The organism is Duganella dendranthematis (genome assembly GCF_012849375.1).
GTDB lineage: Bacteria > Pseudomonadota > Gammaproteobacteria > Burkholderiales > Burkholderiaceae_D > Rugamonas > Rugamonas dendranthematis.
On the sequence record NZ_CP051684.1, the window covers coordinates 6,419,126 to 6,438,839 of the forward strand.

A 19,714-nucleotide genomic window follows, 5' to 3' on the forward strand; every position below is an offset into this window, starting at 1 on the left:
GCGCGCTGGATCTTAATTGTAGCGCGCAGAGAAAAATCGCGTCCTCAAAAGCCGCATCCGTGCTTGGCCGCTAAGCGCCAACACTATTGAGAAGATGATGCGCACGGCAATACTATCTCCTTATCAGTCTCAGAAAAATGCGAAGTAAAAAATAGGGAAAAACAATTCAGTCGCAACCCAGGCCAGTGCTATCAGGTGCCCGAGTTTGGGCCGCAATTGGTGTCGCTTCCGCTGATATCCAAAATATGCAACGCCGATCAACAAACTCAGTAAGGCAAGTCCGAACGAAAATACTGACATGATCGCCAAGCCGATCGCATCGCCACTGTATGGATGCCCGGCGTTTAGTGCTCTCGCCATTTGAAAAAATAGGAAGATGAACGCCAGCAGCGGAAGCCCGCCCACAACCACCCCACCGGCGACGAAGTGAGCCACCTTACCGTTCGACGTTTGCATGCGACCTGAGACTCCTTTCAATATCCCTCATTGGCCGAAAGCAGGCCTTGTGTTAACTGTACCGCCTTGGCGTTGCGAGGCGTCGCATTCTCGTGATACAAGTCCGCCAAATATTCACACAACTCACTCTCGACAACATCCCCTGGCACGACGAAATCTGCCGGCCGGCGCTTGCCGTCGACGCCCAGGTAAAAAGCTTGCCAGGCCCCTTCAGCGGCCGTCACTGCGATGAGCGCACCGAAAATATTGAACCTGAATTCGTTCATGATGATCACGCATATTTCACTTGATTGGGGAGTGTATCGACTTTATCAGGAGATTATCGATTTGGCAAAACAAAAGGGCCAAGAAAAACTTGGCCCTGTATTCACGCATTCACTCCGAAAAGCGTCTGCTTAGAATTCTTCCCACTCGTTGCTCGACGCAGCGGCAGCTTTCAATCTTTGCGGTGCCGGCTTGGGCGCTGGCTTGGCGCGAGGGGCTTTCGGCAGCGATGTCACCGTGGCGACAGTCCGCGCGGCCGGTGGCGCATATGTACTGTTGATGCGGAACGCACTCACCACCTCTTCCAGCTTGTCCGCCTGATCGCGCAGCGTGGCTGCTGCGGCGGCGGTCTGCTCGACCAGCGCGGCATTCTGCTGGGTGGTCTGGTCCATCTCCGTCACAGCGCGGTGCACTTGCGAGATGCCGTCGTTCTGCTCCTGCGTGGCGGCGCTGATTTCGCCGACGATGTCGGTCACCTGCTTAATGCTGGCCACCACTTCGTGCATCGTCGATCCGGCCTGCTCCACCAGCTTGGTGCCCGAACCAACCTTCTCGACCGAATCATCAATCAGCGCCTTGATCTCTTTGGCCGCCGCCGCCGAGCGCTGCGCCAGGTTCCGCACTTCAGTGGCGACGACCGCAAAGCCACGTCCCTGCTCACCGGCGCGGGCCGCTTCCACCGCCGCATTCAGCGCCAGGATATTGGTCTGGAACGCGATACCGTCAATCACCGAAATAATATCCACGATCTTGCGCGACGATTCATTAATGGAACCCATGGTCACCACCACTTGCTCCACCACCGCGCCGCCCTGCGTCGCCACTTCGGACGCCGAACGCGCCAGCTGGTTCGCCTGACGCGCGTTGTCCGCATTCTGGCCGACGGTGGACGTCAGCTGCTCCATGCTGGCCGCTGTTTCTTCCAGCGCCGCCGCTTGCGACGAAGTGCGCTGCGACAGGTCGCCGGTGCCCGATGCAATCTGCTGCGACGCCGCGCCAACTGCGCTGGTGGACGCGCGCACTGTGTCAATCACGCCCGCAATCTGCTCCAGCAGCTTGTTGAACGCCACGGCCGTATGGCCGATTTCGTCCATGCGCTCAACGCGGATTTGTTTGGTCAGGTCCAGCGACTGGCTCACATCTTCCAGCGTGCCGCGAATCGAGGCCAGGCTGCTGCGAATGGTGGTGTACAGCTGCCATGCCAGCACGCCGGTCACAATCACCGCCAGCACAATCACCGTCACCAGCAGGCGGAAGGCGAAGTCGTATGCCGCCACACTCTCGGCGCGCACATCGTCACTCAGCTTGTTGTTGTAGGCGAGATGGTCATCGAAGGCTTTTTTTAGCGCGCCTGCTGACGTGGCGAGCGGCGTACCGGCTTGCAGCGTGGCGCGCACGCCGTCCATATCGCCCGCATGCGCCGCAGCAAGGAAGGGCACCAGCGCCTGGCGGTAGGCGGCCATCGCCGCCTTGTCAGCGACCAGCATCTTGCGGTCGGTGTCGTCAAAGACCCGTTCCTTTTCGTAGCTGGCCATCACCTCGTCAAACTTGGTGTGCGCGTCGTTGTAGGCTTTATCCAGCGCGGTTTTATCGGCCAGATTGGAGAATACCGACAGGCGATAGCCGGCCAGACGCGAGTCGGCCATATAACCCTTGGCCATGTTCAGGCTGGCGATGCTGGGAATCAGGCGCGTCTGCACCATATCCAGTCGCTGCTGCGCCTTGGACAGTTGCGTCAGGCCGGCGACGCCGACAAAGATCAGCGCCGCTAGCGCCAGCGACAGAGTAAGTATCAAACGCTTCGTAATTGTCATTGCCATTTTCCCAAGTTCGGTTAACCAAACATAACAGGACAATTATGCTGCATTGCAACTTAACTTGCAATATGACAATTCATTTTTGAAGCACTTTGAAGCCGTGTGTACCATCTTTGCCCAACTGCGACACCAGTCCAAACTCCCAATCTAGGTAGGCCTGCATGGCCTCCGCGCGGTTGTCCGTGCCTTCGTAGGGTCGGCGATAACGGTCAATCAGCGGTGACGCCAATCGCGTGGCGCAGGCTTCCACCGGCTTCCCGGCCGCCTGCCAGGCAGCCGTACCGCCAGTCAGCACAAGCACCGGCAGCCTTGTCAGCGCCTTGAGGTCGGCGGCGACATAGCGCGCCAGCAGGCTGCTGCCGCATGTAAGCACGTAGCGCTGCACGCCGTCCGGCAGTTGCGCCAGCGCCGCAGCCAATTGAGAGCGTAAGGCGAACCAGGCGCCGGGAATATGTCGCTTCTGGTAGTTCACGCCAGAGGTGAAGTCCAGTACCGCCACCTGCTGCGGCGCAGTATCCAACCACTCGGCCAGCGTCTCGACGCTGACTTCTTCCACCGCTGGATGCGGCGGCAGCTCGTCCTTCCACGCGCCGGCGACGCTGAAGTCAGCCGGCTGCAAGCCATCGACCACATACACGTCGTTGTTCATCTGCTTGAGCCAGTGCGCGGTGAGGTTGGCGCGCACGCCGTCGCTATCGGCCAGCACGATGCGTGCGCCGCGCACCGGCGCGAATTGTTCGGTTTCCTGCACCAGCTGCCCGCCCGGCGCGTTGCGGAAGTACGGTAACCTGCCGTCGCCATACTCGCCGGGACTGCGCACGTCGAAGAAGTAGTTAGTGCGCGCACGGTCCGCATGCAGTTCTGCCAGCTGCTCGCGACCCAGTCGCGGCACGCCGGCGCGGTCGGCCAGCGCGCGCGCATCTTGCGCCGCCGTCTGCCGGTTGGCCTCCGACGCCGGCGGATAGCTGCGCGACTGGCCATGTTCCAGCTGCTGCTGCGCCAGCGTCCAGCCGATGGTGCCGTTGCGCAGCGCGGACACCGGATTCGGCACGCCGGCATTAATTAACGACTGCGTGCCGATGATGCTGCGCGTGCGTCCGGCGCAGTTGACGATGATCCGAGTCGACGGGTCTGGCGCCAGTTCGCGCGCGCGCAAGGCCAGCTCCGCGCCCGGCACGCTGATGCTGCCTGGGATGCTCATGGTCTGGTATTCGTCGTAGCGGCGCGCATCAAGGATGACGATGTTCTCGCCATTGTCGATCAGCGCTTTCACCTCAGGCGCGGACAGCGATGGCGTGTGCCGCTCGTGCTCCACCAGTTCGCCGAAGGATTTGCTTGGCACATTCACATCACGGAAAAGTTCACCACCGGCGGCGCGCCAGCCGGCGATGCCGCCGTCGAGCAGCGCCACATTGGTGTAGCCCAGTTGGCGCAGCCGCAGCGCGGATGGCAGCGCCAGTCCTTCGCCATCGTCCAGCACCACAATCGGCGCATCGCGGCGCGGCAGCTTGGTGTAGGCGTCGACTTCGATGCGGCCGTAAGGGAAATTGGCGGCGAAGAGCGGATGCTCTTGCGCGTGCGGGTCCTCTTCGCGCACGTCCAGCAACGCGATCTCTCGGCCCGCCAGCAGCTCCGCCCTCACCTGCTCGTAGCTCCGCAGCGGAATCTGCGGCGTATAGCCGGAGCGGAACGGCTTGACCTGTCCGTCCAGTGTAAACACGTGGCGATCGACCTCGCCGATATCCGCGCCGTAGACGTGTATGCCGATCGATACGCGGTCGGCATAGGCATTGTAGACCTGATGGATATCGCCCAGCGTCGGCGACACCGCAACCACGGTGCCGGCTTCCAGCCGTTGCGGCTCGCCATGACGCTCCAGCGTGCCGTCCGCGTTGCGGCGGAAGTCGTGCGAAATCTCGGCGCCGCGCAGCAGGCCAATCAAGCCCCATACGGTGTGGTCGTGTATCGGCGTTGATTGTCCCGGTCCCCAGACAAAGCTGACTACTGAAAACCGCGCCGCCGGATCGCGATACAGCAGATACTGCCGATAAAACTGCGGATCCGGTACGGCGGCTTGCGCCGGCAGCCAGTCGTCATGGGCAATCAGCTCGCGCAATGCGGCCGAGCCTTGCTCGACAAGCTGTGCTTCGTCCTGGCCAATCAAGGCTTCCAGCTGACTGACGAAATGCCGCAGTCGCGGCGGCAGATCGGATTGTAATACTTCGCTCATCTTGCTTCCTCCTTACGCAGCCTGGCGGCGTGCGGCGGTGTTGCGGTTTTCCGGCACGTCCAGGCCCAGATTACCACGTAAGGTATGGTGTTCGTACTCCCGGCGGAACAGGCCGCGCTCTTGCAGAACCGGCACGACTTCGCTGACAAACGCGTCCAGCTGGCGCGGCAGCGATTCAAACAAAATGAAACCATCGGCTGCGCCGGCCTCAAACCAGCGCTGGATGGCATCCGCCACCTGCACGCCGGTGCCGACGAATTCGCGGCGCGGGCTGGCGTAGCGCAGCGCTGTCTCGCGCAGCGTCAGGTTTTCTTCGCGCGCGGTGCGGATGATGCGCTCGGAGGAGCTGCGGTTGCTTTCGGCGCCATAGTGGCCGATGTCCGGGAACGGGCCGTCCAGCGGGTACTGCGTCAGGTCATGCTCGTTGAAGGAACGGGCCAACGCCACCAGCGCGTCGTCCACGCGGATCAGGCTTACTGCTTCCTGGAACAGGCGCTCTACCTCTTCCTCGTTGCGGCCGACGATGGCGCGCAGCGCCGGCAGCACGTTCAGGCGTTCCGGCGCGCGGCCAAAGGCGGCGGCACGGCGCTTGATATCGGCATAATAAGCTTGTGACGCTTCAAACGACGAGTTCTCGGTGAAGAAGGCGTCTGCATAGCGGGCCGAGAAATTGCGGCCGTCTTCCGAGGCGCCGGCCTGGAAGATCACCGGCTGTCCTTGCGGCGAACGGCTGATGTTGAGCGGGCCGCGCACCGAAAAGAAGTCGCCCTTGTGGTTGAGCGTATGCAGCTTGGACGGGTCGAAGAACTGGCCGCTGGCTTTGTCGCGCGTGAGCGCATCGTCTTCCCACGAGTCCCACAGGCCCTGCACGGTTTCCAGGTGTTCGGCGGCGATGCGGTAGCGGACTTCGTGTGGCGGGTGCGTCGGTTTGCCGTAGTTGTCGGCGCTGCCGGACAGCCAGGACGTGACCACGTTCCAGCCCGCGCGGCCTTTGCTGATATGGTCCAGCGACGCGAACTGGCGCGCCACGGTGTATGGTTCGCTGTAGCTGACGGTGAGCGTGCCCACCAGACCGATGTTCTGCGTGGCAGTGGCCAGAGCGGACAAGATGGTCAGCGGCTCGAAGCGGTTCAGGTAGTGCGGGCTGGATTTTTCGGTAATGTGCACACTGTCCGCCACGAACAGAAAGTCGAACTTGGCCTGCTCCGCCAGTTTGGCCTGGCGCAGGTAGAAGTCGATGTTGGTGCTGGCCGTGGGGTCGGCATCCGGATGCCGCCAATCGCCCCAGCCGGGGCCAACGCCGTGCAGGATAAAGCCGAGTTTCAGTTGTCGAGTGCTCATGGTGATGCTCCTTGTATGTAGGGTCAGGCGGGATAGAACAGGCTGGGGTCTGCCAGCTTGCTCGCGTCTACCCGGCGCGGGAATAATTTGGCTTCGTAGAAGGTGTCTGCGACTTCCTGCAGCTGGCGGACAATTTCACTGTCCACTGCGCGCAGTTGCGGCTTGTCGCGGCTGACGGCCAGCTTGGCTACGTCGGGCGGCAGGCCTGTCAGCCGCTGGAATACTTCGCCGTACTCCTTGGGATGGGCATTGGCCCAGACGTTCGATTGCGCCAGCCGTTGCAGCACGTCCGCCAATGCGGCGCGCTTGCCGGGATCGGACAGCGCGGCGTCCGAAGCGGCAATGACACCGATCCCGGAATTGATGCCAACGCCATTACGCAGCACGCGCCCGCCGCGTATCTCGGCGGCCGCCTGGTAGGTGCCGAAGGTGGCCCATGCCTCGATCTTCCCGCTGGAGAAAGCGACGGCGGCGTCGCTCGGCAGGAGGAAACCGGTGGTGACGTCTTGCGGCTTGAGGCCCGCTTCGCGCAACGCGCCAAACAATAGGAAGTGCGCTACGCTGCCACGGGCGGAAGAGACGATGACATTGCGGCCTTTGAGGTCGGCCACGGTCTTGATCGGCGAATCCGGCGGCACCAGGATGGCGACGCTGACCGGCGAGGAGACGCTGGCCGCCACCACCTTGACGCGCGCGCCACCGGCGGCTGCCGCCAGGGCTGGCGTGTCGGCCGCCATGGCGGTATCGACGTCGCCGGAGACCACCGCCTCAAACAACGGCGCCGCGCCCTGGAAGCTGGCCCATTGGATCTTGTACGGCACGTCTTTCAACACGCCAGCCGCTTCAGCCTTGGTCTGAAGCAGGCGGACCTGGTCACCCAGTACCAGCGTGACCTTGGACAGGTCGGGCGGTACGCCAGCGTCGGCGGCGCCCTGCCCAGCGGTACCGGCACCAGCCGACGCGCCGGCGCCGCCCTTGCCGCAAGCACCCAGCAATGCCGCCGCTGGCAGCATCGCCAGCAGCCGACGACGGATTACATCCGGATCAGAAGGCATACGTCACCTTGCCGTAGTAGTACGCACCGCTCGGCGCAAACGGAGCCGGGCCGTACACAAAGCTATTGCCGCCGGAGTTGGCATCGCCCGGTCCATTCTTGTCCGGCTTGGTGTTAAATACGTTGGCCGCGCCAACCACCAGTTTGAGCTTTTTGTTTATCGCATAACTCACGTCCAGATCCGTCAGCCACTTTGCGCCGAAGTGATAATCCTGTGCGCGATTCGCGGTGGTCTGCCACGTGTAAGAGTCATAGCGAGTGGTCTGCACATTGGCCTCAAAATCACCGAGGAACCAACGCGCCGACAATATCAGTTTGGTCTTGGGCGTCGCACTCAAATCACCGATACCGCCGCCCGCCGAATAGCCGAACCATACCGAACTGCCGCCCGTGTTCGCACCCAGCGCCGTAATCTGCGACGGCGTCGCATTGATGCGCGTGACAGTGGTCTTGTTCCAGTTTAGCGCCCCGCCCCATCGCACCAGCCCATAGGCGCCATAGTCGCTGGTAATGTCAGCCACCAGATCGGCACCGCGCGTGCGCGTATCAACCGCATTGGCGAAATACTGTACCCATTCCGTGCCAGTCAGCCCCGCCGCAATCAGTGTCGGTGCAAACGCCGGACCAAACATATAACCAGTGCGGACGATGCGGTCCTTCACCTTGACCTGATAGCCGTCCAGCGTCACATTGATGTTATCCGCAGGCTTGAGCACCAGCCCCAGGCCAAAGTTGACCGACTTCTCCGGGTCCAGATCGCGCGCGCCGAATTTGTGCGCCAGCTCGGAATCGTTGCGCAGCAGCTTGGACAAACTCGGCTCCACCACACCCGTCACCGGATTGATATTGGTGCGGTTGTCGGTTTGCGAATAACCGGTCTGCGTCAACGAAGGCGCGCGGAAGCCGCTACCCACCGTACCGCGTATTGCTACCTTCGGCGAAAAATCATAACGGCTATTGATCTTGCCGCTGGCCGTGTTACCGGCACTGTCGTTGTAATGTTCAATGCGCACCGCGCCATCGACAAACCAGTCCGCGACCGGATAGAAGCCAAGGTCGTTGTATACCGCCAGCACCGTGCGGCGGATACTGGTCGCATCCGCAGGCGATAACGCCACGCCGGCCTGCGCACCCACCGCCGCCGGCTTGCCGACGTTAGGATTGCCTTCCTGATCGCCGGTCTTGAAGACATAGCCGCCATTGATATAGCCCAGCGGATCGCCGGCGAAAGTCGAGAAGCGCTCAACCCGCTGCTCCAATCCCCACGACCATTGCAGCGGCTTTTTCCAGCCGATATCCACCGCGTGCGTAAAGTCCTCGTTGGTGGTCCACTGCTCGAACTGATAGGTGGCCAGGTTGTCGAAACTGGTCGGCGAGGTTGGGCCCAGCGATGGATTCAGCGTCAGATTGCTGTACTGGCGAGCGCGATTCTTGCCGTAGCCGGAGCTGATATCCCAATTCCAGCCCGAGGTCTTACCGCGCGCGCCGATGTTCAGCTGATAATCGAAGGCGCTCATATTATTGATCGCGAAATACCCGTCCGGGAAAATCTGCGCGATGGTCGCCAACCCGTTTGGACGGCGGAAGTTATTGCCCGCCACAGTGTTGCGCGTGCCGGCCGTGCCGAAAGCATACAGCGTGATATCGGCGTTGTACGGCTTCTCCGCATTGAAAGCCAGATCGTAAGCCTCGATACCCGGATCACCGTTATGCGCGCCGTCGCGGTTCCAGGTCGCGTTCTTCGGATTGGAGGCCGGCGAATATGCCACCAGATTTGTCGATGGGAAGTTATACCAGGCCTGCCCGCGCTTCCGCGCCGCCGCGGCGATATGCAGGAAACCATCGTCGCCAAGCGCGAAGCCGGCATCGCCTTCAATCTTCTTGCTCGACAGGTCGCCATCGCCCTCTTTCAGCTTGCCGTAGCTGGCCGAGATTTCGCCGCCATGGTTGCCGGTCTTGAGAATGACGTTGACCACGCCCGCCACCGCATCCGAGCCGTATTGGGCCGCCGCGCTATCCTTCAGCACCTCGATATGATCGATGGCGCTGAGCGGAATGGTATCGAGGTCGATGGCGTTCACGCCGCTGGTGTCGCCACCGCCGTTGGTCAGCAACGCGCTGTTATGACGGCGCTTGCCGTTCACCAGCACCAGCGTGTAGGCCGGTCCGAGACCGCGATTGCTCACCGGTCGCACCACCGAGTTCACGCCCGCTTGGTTGGTACCGAAGTTAAAGGACGGCAGCAGGCGCGCCAGCGCCTCGGCCAGTTCCGCGCGGCCGGTGTGGATCAATTGTTCGCCGCTGATCACGTCAATCGGCGCCGGGCTGTCCGCCACGGTACGGGCCTCGCCGCGCACGCCGGTGGTCACCACCACGTCCTGCACCTGGCCCACGCTGGTCTGCGCCAGCGCTGGTACGCCGATAGCCATCAGCGCCAGGCTCAATGGCGTCAATGCGATCTTCTTGGAATAATGCTGCATGCCTTTTCTTCCTCTCTGTTATTACCAGCTCAAATTTTCAGGTCAAATATTTAGCGAAACTGTGATCCCAGATCGGACGCACGTCGACGCGCCGGCCCAGCAGGCCCGCGTCGGCAAATACGTCCGCGACTCTTTGTTGTGATTTGATGGCCGCATCGTCCACCGCGATCAATTTGAATGGTTCGCTGCGGTTCTTCACCTGATTCAGGAAGAACTGCGCCGGCACGCCTGCAATCTGGCCGCTTTTGGCGGCCCACTTTTCCGGATTGTTGTTGATCCAGTCGTAGACTTTGGACACGCGTTGCAGGTAGTCGCCCACCGCCTGATGCTTGGCCGGATCGGCAATTGCCTGCGTCGACGCGCTGATGACGTAGTTACCGGACAGGTAGCCCTTCGCCGTGCGCAGCACGCGCGCGCCCTGGCTCTTGGCAAATTCCACCACCAGCCCGTAGATAATCCAGGCATCCAGCTGGCCGCTCTTGAAGGCGGCCAGTCCGTCCGGCGGCGGCAGCGCCACCGGCTGGATGTCCTTGATCGTCAGGCCGTTCTCCTTCAGCAGCTGGAGCAGGAAGTAATGCGAGGTGGTGGAACGCACATAGCCAATCCGCTTGCCCTTGAACTGCGACGGGTCGCTAATGGTCGAATTCTTCGGCACCAGCACCACCTGGTTATTCACATCGCCACGCAGCACCGCAATCACCTTCAGCGGCGCCGCGCTGGCCGCCGCGAAAATCGGCGGAATCTCGCTCATGCCGCCGAAATCCAGCGTCCCGGAAGACATGGCTTCCACGATCAGGTTCCCGCCCGAGAATTCCGCCACGGCGGTTTTGTACGGGATGTCGGCCACACCGGCTTCGTTAAAGTAGTAGCTGTCGCCGCCCTTGTAGGTGCCGATGCGCAGCGTGGTGTCGCGCAGTTGCGCCGCTGCGGCGCGGGTAGCGTTGCTCCAGCTGGCCACCAATACGGCCATGGCTGCGCCTTTTTTCAGAAATTGACGACGAGCGCCGCCCTTCGAAATCATCGAATCCATCTTCCAACCTTTAATCAGTGAGTTATTGCGAGGGCTGTTCCGACACCAACGCGATGCGGGCGTAACCGGCATCATTCAGGGCGCCCATGGTCTTGACGATGCGGCCGTAGGCCAGCGCCTGGTCGCCGCGCAGGTGAATGCGGCGCTCCTTGTCGCCATCGGCCTCCTTCGCCATCAGCGGCGGCAGGGTCTCCGGCGTGGCGGCGGTCTGGTTGACGTAGACGGTGCCTTCGGCGTTGATACTGACGACGATCGGCGGCTTCGGCTCTTGCAGCGGCTTGGCGTTCGATGTCGGCAAATCGACCTTGACGCCGGCGGTCATCATCGGCGCTGCAACCATGAACACAATCAGCAGTACCAGCATCACATCCACCAGCGGCGTCACGTTAATATCGCTAACCGGCGTCGGACGCGTGGCAGGACCGGAAGAGAGACGCACGCCCATATCAGGCTCCCTGCGCCGACAACGACGTCACGTTGCGGCCCGCATGATCCGCCTTGGCTGGCGCGACATCGACGTTTTCAACTTGCGACTCGCCTGCTTCAAGCTGGCGTGAGAGCTGCACTTCCACCAGCCCGACCAGCGTCGACAAGCGGCCGGCATAATTATTCAAATCGCCGGATGCGCGGTTGTAGGCCACCACCGCAGGAATCGCCGCCACCAGGCCGAGTGCCGTGGCGAACAAGGCTTCTGCGATGCCCGGCGCCACCACGGCCAGGCTGGTGTTATTGCTGGCGGCGATGCCCTGGAAGGCGTTCATGATGCCCCACACGGTACCGAACAAGCCGACGAACGGCGCCACCGAACCAACGGTGGCCAGCACCGACAGGCCACGCTGCAACTGTTCCACTTCTACATTGCTGGAGATCTGGCCGACACGGTTGATTCGCTCTTTCAGACTGTCGCGGCCAGACTCGGTCTGGTGCAGGTGTTGGCGGTGCGTGATCTGCCATTCGTCGACAATGGCGTGATAGATGCGGGCGAACGGATCTTGCGCATGCTGCTTCAGCTCCTGCGCCAGCCGGCCGAGCGCGCGCTGTCCGGCCACTGCCGCAGTCCAGTTGATGGCGTTGCGACGCAGCCTGGCAAAGCGAATCAGCTTGTCGATGATGACGCCCCAGCTGACCAGCGAGGCAAGCGTCAGCAGTATGAGGATGGATTTGACGATCACGTCGGCCTGCTCGAATAACTCCAGCGGCGTCAGATGGGCGGCGACTTGGGTAGCAGTCATGGCGGTTCCTTGTTAGTTAATTTTAAAGACGATGTTCCCGGCCAGCAGATAGCTGCTGCCGCCCAGGTCGGGCAAGCGCGGGAAAGGTGCGGCGCGGCGTATGGCGTCGCGCGCCGCTTCGTCCAGCGCTTCCACGCCGGACGACTGAATATCGAAGGACACCAGTGAACCATCAGGATTGAGCGTCAGGCGGTAGCCGACTTTGCCCTGCTGGCGGCGCATCTTCGCTTCGCGCGGATAGTCTGCGTTGCGGTTGATGCGGGCGTAGACTTGGTTGACGTAGTCGGTCGGTATGCCTTCGGTGCTGATCTGCTTAGGCGCGGCAGCAGCTGGTGGCACAGGCTGCGCGGGTACCGGCGCCGGCTGCGGTGGCGTTACCGGGCCGGGAGGCACGGCGTGCACTGGCGGCGCCGGTGGCGTGTAAGTCTCCGCCTGCGCGGCGGAGGCCTCGACGGTTTTCGGCGCCGGAAGCGGTGGTGCGGCTGGTTTAGGCGGCGCCAGGGCGACCGGCTTGTCCTTTACCGGCTCCGGCTTCGGCGGCGTAATCTGCTTCGGCTCCGGCGCAATGCGGATCAGCTCTATCACCGGCGGCGTCACCGGCGGCTTGACAATGCCGCTGGACCAGCTCCACACCGCCAACAAGGCAGCGCCGTGGATCGCCACCGTAGCGACGGCGCCCGGCCGCCGCAGCCAGTTCTGGCCACTGCCTGACTCCAGATAAGAGTGCGCGTGGCCGGCGCTCGGCAAAACGATGGCGGCAGCGTAGCCCGCAGCCGGCGGTTCGCCGGTGGCGTAATTGTCCTGTAACGATAGGGTGGCGCTGGTCATGATGGCTCTCCTGTCAGTCGAACAAATCCGGCTCTTCGCGCGTGATGACGTCCCACAGCGGCTGGAAGCTGAACCAGCCACCGGCCTCAGACCCCATCTGCTTGGACGTATGCAGCGCCACGTCATGCGGAATTGGCTTGGTCGGTCCTGCGGCTTCCGACAGCAACTGCGCCTGCGCCGCGTTTTCAAACGCGATGTAGCGCCATACTGCCGACTCCACCGACGCACCCACCGTCAGCAGGCCGTGGTTTTGCAGGATCACCGCCTTGCGCTGGCCCAGCGTTTCGGCAATGCATTCGCCTTCGCTGGAATCCAGCACCACGCCGCTGAAGTCCTGGAAGATCGAATGGTCTTCGTAGAACGCGCAGGAATCCTGCGTCAGCGGATCGAGCAAGCGGCCCTGCGCAGCAAACGCCTTGCCATACAATCCATGCGAATGCGCCGCCGCGATCACGTCCGGCCGCGCCTTGTGCAGCTCCGAGTGGATCGCAAAGGCTGCGCGGTTCAACAGGCCATCGCCCTCCACTACCTTGCCTTCGTGGCTGACCAGCAGCAGGTCCGACACCCGCACATGGCCGAAGTAGACGCCGGCCGGATTGACCCAGAAGTGGTCCGGGAATTCCGGATCGCGCGCCGTGATGTGGCCCGCGCCGCCCATGTCGAAGCCATAGCGCGCGAATAAGCGGAACGACACCGCCAGCCGTTCCTTGCGGTGCTGGCGCTGCGCCTCGAAACCTTCCGGCTCCGGCGGCTGGGCAAAAATGATATTGCCCTTCTCGTCGCGTGGCGCGCTGTAGATGGACGGCCGCGGATACTGCTTGCCGACCGTGCGCAGATGGGGGCGCGCCAGCGGCGCGGAATACAGTGGTGCAGAGCTGCTCATTGGGGAATCCTCATGTCAGTAGCCGCGCGCGGTATCCACCACGTCGGTCAATGGTTGCCCGCTGCGGAAGCGGTCCAGGTTCAGCACAAACTTGTCGATCAGTGCGGGCACGATCTGGTCGGTGCTGGGCGAAATGTGCGGCGACAGGCGCACGCGCGGATGGCCGTAGAACGCGTGGCCGGCCGGCAGCGGCTCCGGATCAGTTACATCCAGCGTTGCCAGCGCGATGCGTCCCTCGTTCAGCGCATCGAGCAAGGCCTGGTGATCGACCAGGTTGCCGCGCGCGATATTGATCAGGTGAAGATTCGGCCGGGCATGCGTCAGCGAGGCGCGGCTGATCGCGTGGTGCGTGTCCGCAGTCGATGGCGCAGCCAGCACCAGATGGTCCGAACGCTGCACCAGGTCCTCCAGCGATTCCACGCGCTCCACGCCGGCCACCTCAAACGGCGCATCGGAGCGGCGCAACGCCACCACCTTGATGCCCAACACCAGCGCGCGTTGCGCCAGCGCCTGGCCGATGGAGCCAAAGCCGTACAGGCCAAGCGTGGTGCCCTGCACCAGCCCAAGCTGGATGCGGCGCCAGTCGTTGGACTGCTCCAGCCAGATTTCCGGAATGCGCTTGGCGGCAGTGAAGATCGCCGCCAGCACGTATTCGGCGATGGCGATCGACGCCGTGCCGCGCGCCGACGTCACCACCGGGCCGTTGAACAGCCAGTTCGGGTAGTAGTCGATGCCGACGGAGGCCAGCTGCACCCACTGCACGTCGCTCCAGCCTTGCGGCGCCGGCACCTCCAGCAAGGACTGGCCTTTTGGCGCAGGCAAGGCAAACAGCACGTCCGCACCCGGCGGCAATGCGGTCAGCGGACCGGGCGCCACATCGCGCACCGCAAGGCCGGTACGCTGGGCCAGCAGCGCGTTGACCTTGGGGTCGAACTGGCTGGCTACGATCAAATCATTCTTCACTGCGCTCATCGCCGTGCTCCGTTATGTTGCGTCGTTAAGCTGCCAGGCGCTGGTCCTGCGCTTCGCGTTCGGCGATGACCGCGCGTACCAGCGGGATCAGTTCCCGGCCGTATTGCAGCGCGTCCTGGATCGGATCGAAGCCGCGGATCAGGAAGGTGGTCACGCCGATCTCCCAGTATTTGACCAGCGCATCGCGCACCTGCTCCGGCGTGCCGACCAGGCCAGTCGAGTTACCGGATGCCTTGGTCAGCGCGGCGATGCCGGTCCACAGGCGCTCGTCCACCACCTTGCCTTGTGCAGCCGTCTCCAGCAGGCGCTTGGAGCCGGCGTTCTGCGGGTCTTGCGGGCGCTTGTTAAAGTGGACGTTCTGTTTCACCCGTTCGGTGGCGGTGGCGAGAATCGCGTCGGCCTTGGCCCATGCCTTCTCTTCAGTCTCCGCCAGCACTGGACGCAGCGACAGGCTGAAACGGATCTTGTCGGCGCGGCCATGCTTGGCGGCTGCGGCGCGCACGCGAGCGATGGTGTCGGCCACCTGCGCCAGCGATTCACCCCACAGCGCGTAGACGTCGGCGTGTTTGCCGGCTACTTCAATCGCGGCGTCGGACGAGCCGCCGAAATACACCGGTACATGCTGGTCGCGCACCGGACGCACGCCGGCGTTCTGGCCTTTGAAGTGGTACAGCGGGCCGTCGTGGTCGAACGGACCGTCGGAGGTCCAGGTCTTCTTCACCACGTCCAGGTATTCGTCGGTACGCTGGTAGCGCTGGTCGTGGTCGAGGAAGTCGCCGTCGCGCTGCTGCTCGGTGTCGTCTCCGCCGCTGATGACGTGGACTGCCAGGCGGCCGTCGCTGAAGTGATCCAGCGTGGCGAACTGGCGTGCCGCCAGCGTCGGCGACACAAAGCCCGGACGATGCGCCAGCAGGATGCCCAGCTTGTCGGTCTGCGAAGCGATATAGGACGCGACCTGGAAGCCGTCCACCGAGGCGCTGCTGTGCGCCACCAGCACGCGGTCGAAGCCCGCATATTCGTGCGCGCGCGCTACCGCGCCGAGAAAGCTCTTGTTGACGACCGGGCCTTGCGGCAGAACGGTTTCCGAGGTTTCCTGGGTGGCGCTAAAGCCGATAAACTCGATACTCATGATGCGTCCTTTGCGGTGATGGTTGAAATACCGGCGACGCCGGCGGGGGAAGCTTTTTTGGCGGCGGCGCGCGCGGCGAAGGCGGCGCGGCCACTGTTAATCAGAATGGTGTCGTTCTGCGGCGTGTGGATGCGGCTGCACAGCACATCACGGTAGTAGCGTTCCAGCGGATTGGCACGCGACAGGCCGGGATTGCCACTCAGCTCAATCGCCTTTTCCACCACCTGGATCGCCGTATTGGTGACCAGGTATTTGATACGAAACGCGTCCGACGGCGGCACCGCGCCGTTGGCGGCGGCGTCCAGAATCACGCGGCTGGAAAACAGCCAGGCGTCCAGCTGGCCCAGTGACTCCTGAAAGCGCGGCAGGCTGGATAAGGGTGCGCCAAGATTGGCCGGCACGCGCTCTTCCAGCCAGCTGGCCAGCCAGTCGCGCGCATTGCGGGACACCGCGTCGTAGATGGCGGCCAGCAGCACCGACATCCAAAGCAGCAGCGATGCATCCAGCTCAGGCGGGGCGCTGGCGGGCGATACGTCCACCGCGTGATCGAGCGGCACCAGCACATCATCGAACACGACTTCGTGACTGCCGGTGGCGCGCATGCCCAGATGGTCCCAGATTTCGTTGATGGTGATGCCGGGCGTGTCGTGACGTACCAGCCAGCTGCCTACCAGCGGCTCGGCATCGTCGCTGCGGGCCCACACGGCCAGCCAGGTCAGTCGGGGAATCCCGGTCGAGTAGATCTTGCGACCGCTGATGCGCCAGCCCTCCGGTGTGCGTCTGGCCAAGGTGCCAGGCAGGCCACCGCGTGCCGGCGTGCCGAGTTCCGGCTCGACGCGCAGCGCGTTGATCAAGGCGCCGTCACGCAGCGTCTCTTCGGTCACCCGATGCAGCAGGTGCTGCGGCCATTTGGCGCCCCGGCCGGATGCGTGGTGAAGATATTGCATGGTCAGCACCAGCGCGGTGGATGGTTCGCCACGCGCCACGGCGGCGATCACGCGCGTGGTCTGCGCCAGGTTGGCACCCAGGCCACCCTGCGCGCGCGGCACGGTCAGGCCGAGCAGGCCCAGTTCGTGCAGGCGATCGAAATTCCGGTGCGGGAAGCTGCCATCACGGTCATGCTGTTCGGCGGTGGCGGCAAATTCGGCGGTCAGCGTGTCCAGCAGCGCGGCAAATTCCGGGCTGTCCAACTGGTGGCTGTGTTCTGCGATAGGCAAGCGGAGGACGGAGGTCATGGTGTCAGATCGAGAAGTTACTGAAGTTGAACGGCGCGATAATTGGCGTCGGCGTCTGTGGTTCCGGCTGCGCTTCGCCCGGCGCTTCGATTTCGACGCCCAGCAATTGCAGCAACTGCGCGCGCACTTTCTGGAACTGCGGCGCGTCAGCGCTGCGCGGGCGTTGCTGGGTGATGGCGATGTCGGCGGCAATGCGGCCCTTCTCCAGCACCAGCACGCGGTCGGCCAGCAGCACGGCTTCGTCCACATCGTGCGTCACCAGCAGCACGGACGGGCGATGCTGGCGCCACAGCGAGAGAATTAGCTGGTGCATGCGGATGCGGGTCAGCGCATCCAGCGCCGCGAAGGGTTCGTCCAGCAGCAGCAACTGCGGTTCGCGCACCAGCGCGCGGGCCAGCGCCACACGCTGCGCTTCGCCGCCGGACAGCGTGGATGGCCAGGCGTTTTCGCGGTGCGCCAGCCCCACTTCTTCCAGCGCGGCCAGCGCGCGTTCGCGTGGCTGGTGTATCTTCAGCCCGAGCGTGACGTTGCGCCAGGCGCGCTTCCACGGCATCAGGCGCGGCTCCTGGAACACGGCGGCGCGGGCTTGCGGCACATCCAACGTGCCGGAGCTGATGCGGTCCAGTCCTGCCAGTGCGCGCAGCAGCGTGGTCTTGCCGGAGCCGCTGCGGCCCAGCAGCGCGACGAATTCGCCGGCGCGGATGTCCAGGTCCAGGTCATCCAGAACGGTGTTGGCGCCAAAGCGCTTGCTCAGCTGGCGCGCCTGCACAGGGCTGCGCGGCAGCGCCGGCGTATCGTGCTGCGCCTCGGCGCCGTCGTTGCGCGCTTTCAGGCCCAGGCCCGGCAGGTTCAGGGAAATCGTTGGCATGCTCAATCCTTGATGAAAGTCGGACGCCAGGCCAGCGCGTAGTGTTCGATGCCGCGCACCAGCAAGTCGGTGGCGAGACCCAGCAGGCTGTAGACGATCAAGCAGACGACGATGACATCGGTGCGCATGAAGTCACGGGCGTTGTTAATCAGGTAGCCCAGACCCGCCGTGGCGTTAATCTGCTCCACCACCACCAGCGACAGCCAGCTGACGCCCAGCGAGTAGCGCAGGCCAATCAGGAAGGACGGCAAGGCGCCCGGCAGGATCACATGCACGATCTGCTGCGGGTAGCTCAGGCCAAACAGGCGCGCGGCTTCCACCAGCTTGGAGTCGACACCGCGAATGCCGCTGTACAGCGACAGGTACATCGGGAACGTGGTGGCATAGGCGATCAGCACGATCTTGGTAAATTCGCCGATGCCGAACCACAGGATGAACAGCGGCACCAGCCCGAGGAAGGGCACGGTGCGCGCCATCTGCATGCTGGAGTCGACCGCCACTTCGCCCTGGCGCGACAGGCCGGCGATCAGCGCCAGCGCCACGCCCAGCGGCAGCGATACGGCCATGCCGATCAGGACACGCTGCAGCGACACCAGCACATTGCTGCCCATTTCACCGGAGGCGATCAACTCCCCCAGCGTGGTAAAAATCTGCGATGGCGCGGCCAGAATACGTTCCGGCAGGATGCCGGTGCGCGATGCGGTCTCCCATATCGCCAGCAGCACCAGCGGACCGATGGCGCGGCGAAAAACGGAGATCAGGAGATTGTGCTGGATTCGCAGACGGCCCGCAGTTGCTGGTGCGGCGCCGTATGCTAAAGAGGAAACCGACATATTTGCATCCCTTTTGTTAGCTGGTGAAAGCTAGTATAGGGAGCAAATGATTATGATTAAACTAATCGTTTCGATTATTGATATATGATTTTCAGGAATAATCTTTGACTGTTATCTTGCGACAACTTTGAGCGGCGATTCGGCGAACGCATGCTCCACAGCCTGCGCGAAGAAGTCGATCGCATGCTGTACCGGGCCCGGTTGCAAGGGCTGTACCAGCCAGATGTCCAGCACCGGCTTGAAGTCCGAGACGTTGACGATATCGAGGTGGGCGCGATGCCGGCTGCGTTCCAGGATAGGACGCGGCATCAACCCCAGACCGATACCGCTGGCCGCCAGGCCAAGCTGCAAGTCGGTGCCGAAGGTCTCCAGATTAATCTTGAACGACAGGCCCTGCTCCGCCAGCGCCCGCGCCAGACCGGCGCGGAAGCCGCAGCCGTCCGGATTGAGCACCCAGCCGGTGCCGAAAATCTCGCGCAGCTTGTAGCTCCGCTTCGGCATCGTGTCCCTCTTGGCTACCACCACCAGCTCGATGCGGCCCAGCGCGCGGCCGGACAGGCCGTCCGGCAGCACTTTGGTGGCGGGGAACAGCGCTACCGCCGCGTCGATTTCCGCATTGGCCACCCGCTCCACCAGTTGCGAACCCCAGCCGGAAGACACTTCCGTGTGCAGATCCTTGAAGGTGCGGTTCAGCTTTTGCAGGGTATCGAGCAGCACCACGTCGCCGATGGTCTGGATCACGCCGATGCGGAATACGCCGGTCGGCGCATGATCGACCTGCACCAGGCCGCGCAGGCGATCGACTTCCTGCAGCACCTTGCCTGCCTGGTCGAACACCTGCCGGCCCATGGCGCTGGGCTTGGGCGGCTTGACGCTGCGGTCCAGCAGTTCTACGCCCAGCGCGTGTTCCAGATTCTGCACGCGCCGGGTGATGGCGGACTGGGTCAGCCCCAGGGCCTCGGCCGCAGCGCTTACCGACTGGTTGCGCACCACTGCCACGAAGGCGCTGATGTCATCTATTTTCATGTCATTGTCAAAGTAAGCCATACGAAAATCAGCCGC

18 protein-coding genes are annotated in these 19,714 nt (G+C 63.1%); all 18 read right to left on the minus strand.

The window, feature by feature from the left end; translation table 11 throughout:
• Positions 1 to 129: 129 nt before the first annotated feature.
• Positions 130 to 456: a hypothetical protein gene (locus HH213_RS29330; RefSeq protein WP_169114738.1), complete on the minus strand. Its 327-nt coding sequence runs from the start codon at positions 454 to 456 to the stop codon at positions 130 to 132.
• Positions 457 to 473: 17 nt separating this feature from the next.
• Entirely contained in the window at positions 474 to 722 is a 249-nt protein-coding gene (locus HH213_RS29335) for a DUF7661 family protein (RefSeq protein ID WP_169115504.1), read from the minus strand.
• A gap of 129 nt (positions 723 to 851) precedes the next feature.
• Complete coding sequence (locus HH213_RS29340; protein ID WP_169114740.1) at positions 852 to 2,534, minus strand: methyl-accepting chemotaxis protein; 1,683 nt, start codon at positions 2,532 to 2,534, stop codon at positions 852 to 854.
• Between the two features lie 79 nt (positions 2,535 to 2,613).
• Complete coding sequence (locus HH213_RS29345) at positions 2,614 to 4,203, minus strand: rhodanese-related sulfurtransferase (RefSeq protein WP_217363547.1); 1,590 nt, start codon at positions 4,201 to 4,203, stop codon at positions 2,614 to 2,616.
• A gap of 576 nt (positions 4,204 to 4,779) precedes the next feature.
• Entirely contained in the window at positions 4,780 to 6,108 is a 1,329-nt protein-coding gene (locus tag HH213_RS29350) for an LLM class flavin-dependent oxidoreductase (RefSeq protein ID WP_169114744.1), read from the minus strand.
• A gap of 23 nt (positions 6,109 to 6,131) precedes the next feature.
• The gene (locus HH213_RS29355; protein WP_169114746.1) at positions 6,132 to 7,163 is read right to left on the minus strand and encodes an ABC transporter substrate-binding protein; all 1,032 of its coding nucleotides are present in this window, start codon (positions 7,161 to 7,163) and stop codon (positions 6,132 to 6,134) included.
• Positions 7,153 to 9,642 carry a TonB-dependent receptor plug domain-containing protein gene (locus HH213_RS29360; RefSeq protein ID WP_169114748.1) on the minus strand — a complete coding sequence of 830 codons (2,490 nt, stop codon included), beginning with the start codon at positions 9,640 to 9,642 and terminating at the stop codon, positions 7,153 to 7,155. Before HH213_RS29360 ends, HH213_RS29355 begins: the two co-directional genes overlap by 11 nt.
• A gap of 37 nt (positions 9,643 to 9,679) precedes the next feature.
• Entirely contained in the window at positions 9,680 to 10,612 is a 933-nt protein-coding gene (locus HH213_RS29365; RefSeq protein ID WP_229263225.1) for an ABC transporter substrate-binding protein, read from the minus strand.
• 82 nt (positions 10,613 to 10,694) lie between these two features.
• Positions 10,695 to 11,117 (minus strand): ExbD/TolR family protein, encoded by a 423-nt coding sequence (locus HH213_RS29370; RefSeq protein WP_169114752.1) that lies wholly within the window; start codon positions 11,115 to 11,117, stop codon positions 10,695 to 10,697.
• A 1-nt stretch (position 11,118) separates the two neighbouring features.
• Entirely contained in the window at positions 11,119 to 11,904 is a 786-nt protein-coding gene (locus tag HH213_RS29375) for a MotA/TolQ/ExbB proton channel family protein (RefSeq protein ID WP_169114754.1), read from the minus strand.
• Between the two features lie 12 nt (positions 11,905 to 11,916).
• Entirely contained in the window at positions 11,917 to 12,732 is an 816-nt protein-coding gene (locus HH213_RS29380; RefSeq protein ID WP_169114756.1) for a TonB family protein, read from the minus strand.
• A gap of 13 nt (positions 12,733 to 12,745) precedes the next feature.
• Positions 12,746 to 13,615: a class II aldolase/adducin family protein gene (locus HH213_RS29385; RefSeq protein ID WP_169114758.1), complete on the minus strand. Its 870-nt coding sequence runs from the start codon at positions 13,613 to 13,615 to the stop codon at positions 12,746 to 12,748.
• Between the two features lie 15 nt (positions 13,616 to 13,630).
• Positions 13,631 to 14,587, minus strand: a complete 957-nt coding sequence (locus tag HH213_RS29390) for a D-isomer specific 2-hydroxyacid dehydrogenase family protein (protein ID WP_169114760.1) — start codon at positions 14,585 to 14,587, stop codon at positions 13,631 to 13,633.
• Between the two features lie 25 nt (positions 14,588 to 14,612).
• Positions 14,613 to 15,716, minus strand: a complete 1,104-nt coding sequence (locus tag HH213_RS29395) for an LLM class flavin-dependent oxidoreductase (RefSeq protein ID WP_169114762.1) — start codon at positions 15,714 to 15,716, stop codon at positions 14,613 to 14,615.
• Complete coding sequence (locus HH213_RS29400) at positions 15,713 to 16,951, minus strand: acyl-CoA dehydrogenase family protein (protein ID WP_169114764.1); 1,239 nt, start codon at positions 16,949 to 16,951, stop codon at positions 15,713 to 15,715. The genes HH213_RS29395 and HH213_RS29400 overlap by 4 nt, the downstream gene beginning before the upstream one ends.
• A 4-nt stretch (positions 16,952 to 16,955) precedes the next feature.
• Complete coding sequence (locus HH213_RS29405; RefSeq protein ID WP_169114766.1) at positions 16,956 to 17,819, minus strand: ABC transporter ATP-binding protein; 864 nt, start codon at positions 17,817 to 17,819, stop codon at positions 16,956 to 16,958.
• 2 nt (positions 17,820 to 17,821) lie between these two features.
• Entirely contained in the window at positions 17,822 to 18,652 is an 831-nt protein-coding gene (locus tag HH213_RS29410; RefSeq protein WP_169114768.1) for an ABC transporter permease, read from the minus strand.
• Between the two features lie 111 nt (positions 18,653 to 18,763).
• The gene (locus HH213_RS29415; RefSeq protein ID WP_169114770.1) at positions 18,764 to 19,678 is read right to left on the minus strand and encodes a LysR family transcriptional regulator; all 915 of its coding nucleotides are present in this window, start codon (positions 19,676 to 19,678) and stop codon (positions 18,764 to 18,766) included.
• Positions 19,679 to 19,714 lie beyond the last annotated feature (36 nt).

Bases quoted from the DNA above. Each gene is read 5' to 3' on its own strand.
- HH213_RS29330 (WP_169114738.1), bottom strand. From the start codon at position 456: ATGCAAACGTCGAACGGTAAGGTGGCTCACTTCGTCGCCGGTGGGGTG.
- HH213_RS29335 (WP_169115504.1), bottom strand. From the start codon at position 722: ATGAACGAATTCAGGTTCAATATTTTCGGTGCGCTCATCGCAGTGACG.
- HH213_RS29340 (WP_169114740.1), bottom strand. From the start codon at position 2,534: ATGACAATTACGAAGCGTTTGATACTTACTCTGTCGCTGGCGCTAGCG.
- HH213_RS29350 (WP_169114744.1), bottom strand. From the start codon at position 6,108: ATGAGCACTCGACAACTGAAACTCGGCTTTATCCTGCACGGCGTTGGC.
- HH213_RS29355 (WP_169114746.1), bottom strand. From the start codon at position 7,163: ATGCCTTCTGATCCGGATGTAATCCGTCGTCGGCTGCTGGCGATGCTG.
- HH213_RS29360 (WP_169114748.1), bottom strand. From the start codon at position 9,642: ATGCAGCATTATTCCAAGAAGATCGCATTGACGCCATTGAGCCTGGCG.
- HH213_RS29365 (WP_229263225.1), bottom strand. From the start codon at position 10,612: ATGGCCGTATTGGTGGCCAGCTGGAGCAACGCTACCCGCGCCGCAGCG.
- HH213_RS29370 (WP_169114752.1), bottom strand. From the start codon at position 11,117: ATGGGCGTGCGTCTCTCTTCCGGTCCTGCCACGCGTCCGACGCCGGTT.
- HH213_RS29375 (WP_169114754.1), bottom strand. From the start codon at position 11,904: ATGACTGCTACCCAAGTCGCCGCCCATCTGACGCCGCTGGAGTTATTC.
- HH213_RS29380 (WP_169114756.1), bottom strand. From the start codon at position 12,732: ATGACCAGCGCCACCCTATCGTTACAGGACAATTACGCCACCGGCGAA.
- HH213_RS29385 (WP_169114758.1), bottom strand. From the start codon at position 13,615: ATGAGCAGCTCTGCACCACTGTATTCCGCGCCGCTGGCGCGCCCCCAT.
- HH213_RS29390 (WP_169114760.1), bottom strand. From the start codon at position 14,587: ATGAGCGCAGTGAAGAATGATTTGATCGTAGCCAGCCAGTTCGACCCC.
- HH213_RS29395 (WP_169114762.1), bottom strand. From the start codon at position 15,716: ATGAGTATCGAGTTTATCGGCTTTAGCGCCACCCAGGAAACCTCGGAA.
- HH213_RS29400 (WP_169114764.1), bottom strand. From the start codon at position 16,951: ATGACCTCCGTCCTCCGCTTGCCTATCGCAGAACACAGCCACCAGTTG.
- HH213_RS29405 (WP_169114766.1), bottom strand. From the start codon at position 17,819: ATGCCAACGATTTCCCTGAACCTGCCGGGCCTGGGCCTGAAAGCGCGC.
- HH213_RS29410 (WP_169114768.1), bottom strand. From the start codon at position 18,652: ATGTCGGTTTCCTCTTTAGCATACGGCGCCGCACCAGCAACTGCGGGC.
- HH213_RS29415 (WP_169114770.1), bottom strand. From the start codon at position 19,678: ATGAAAATAGATGACATCAGCGCCTTCGTGGCAGTGGTGCGCAACCAG.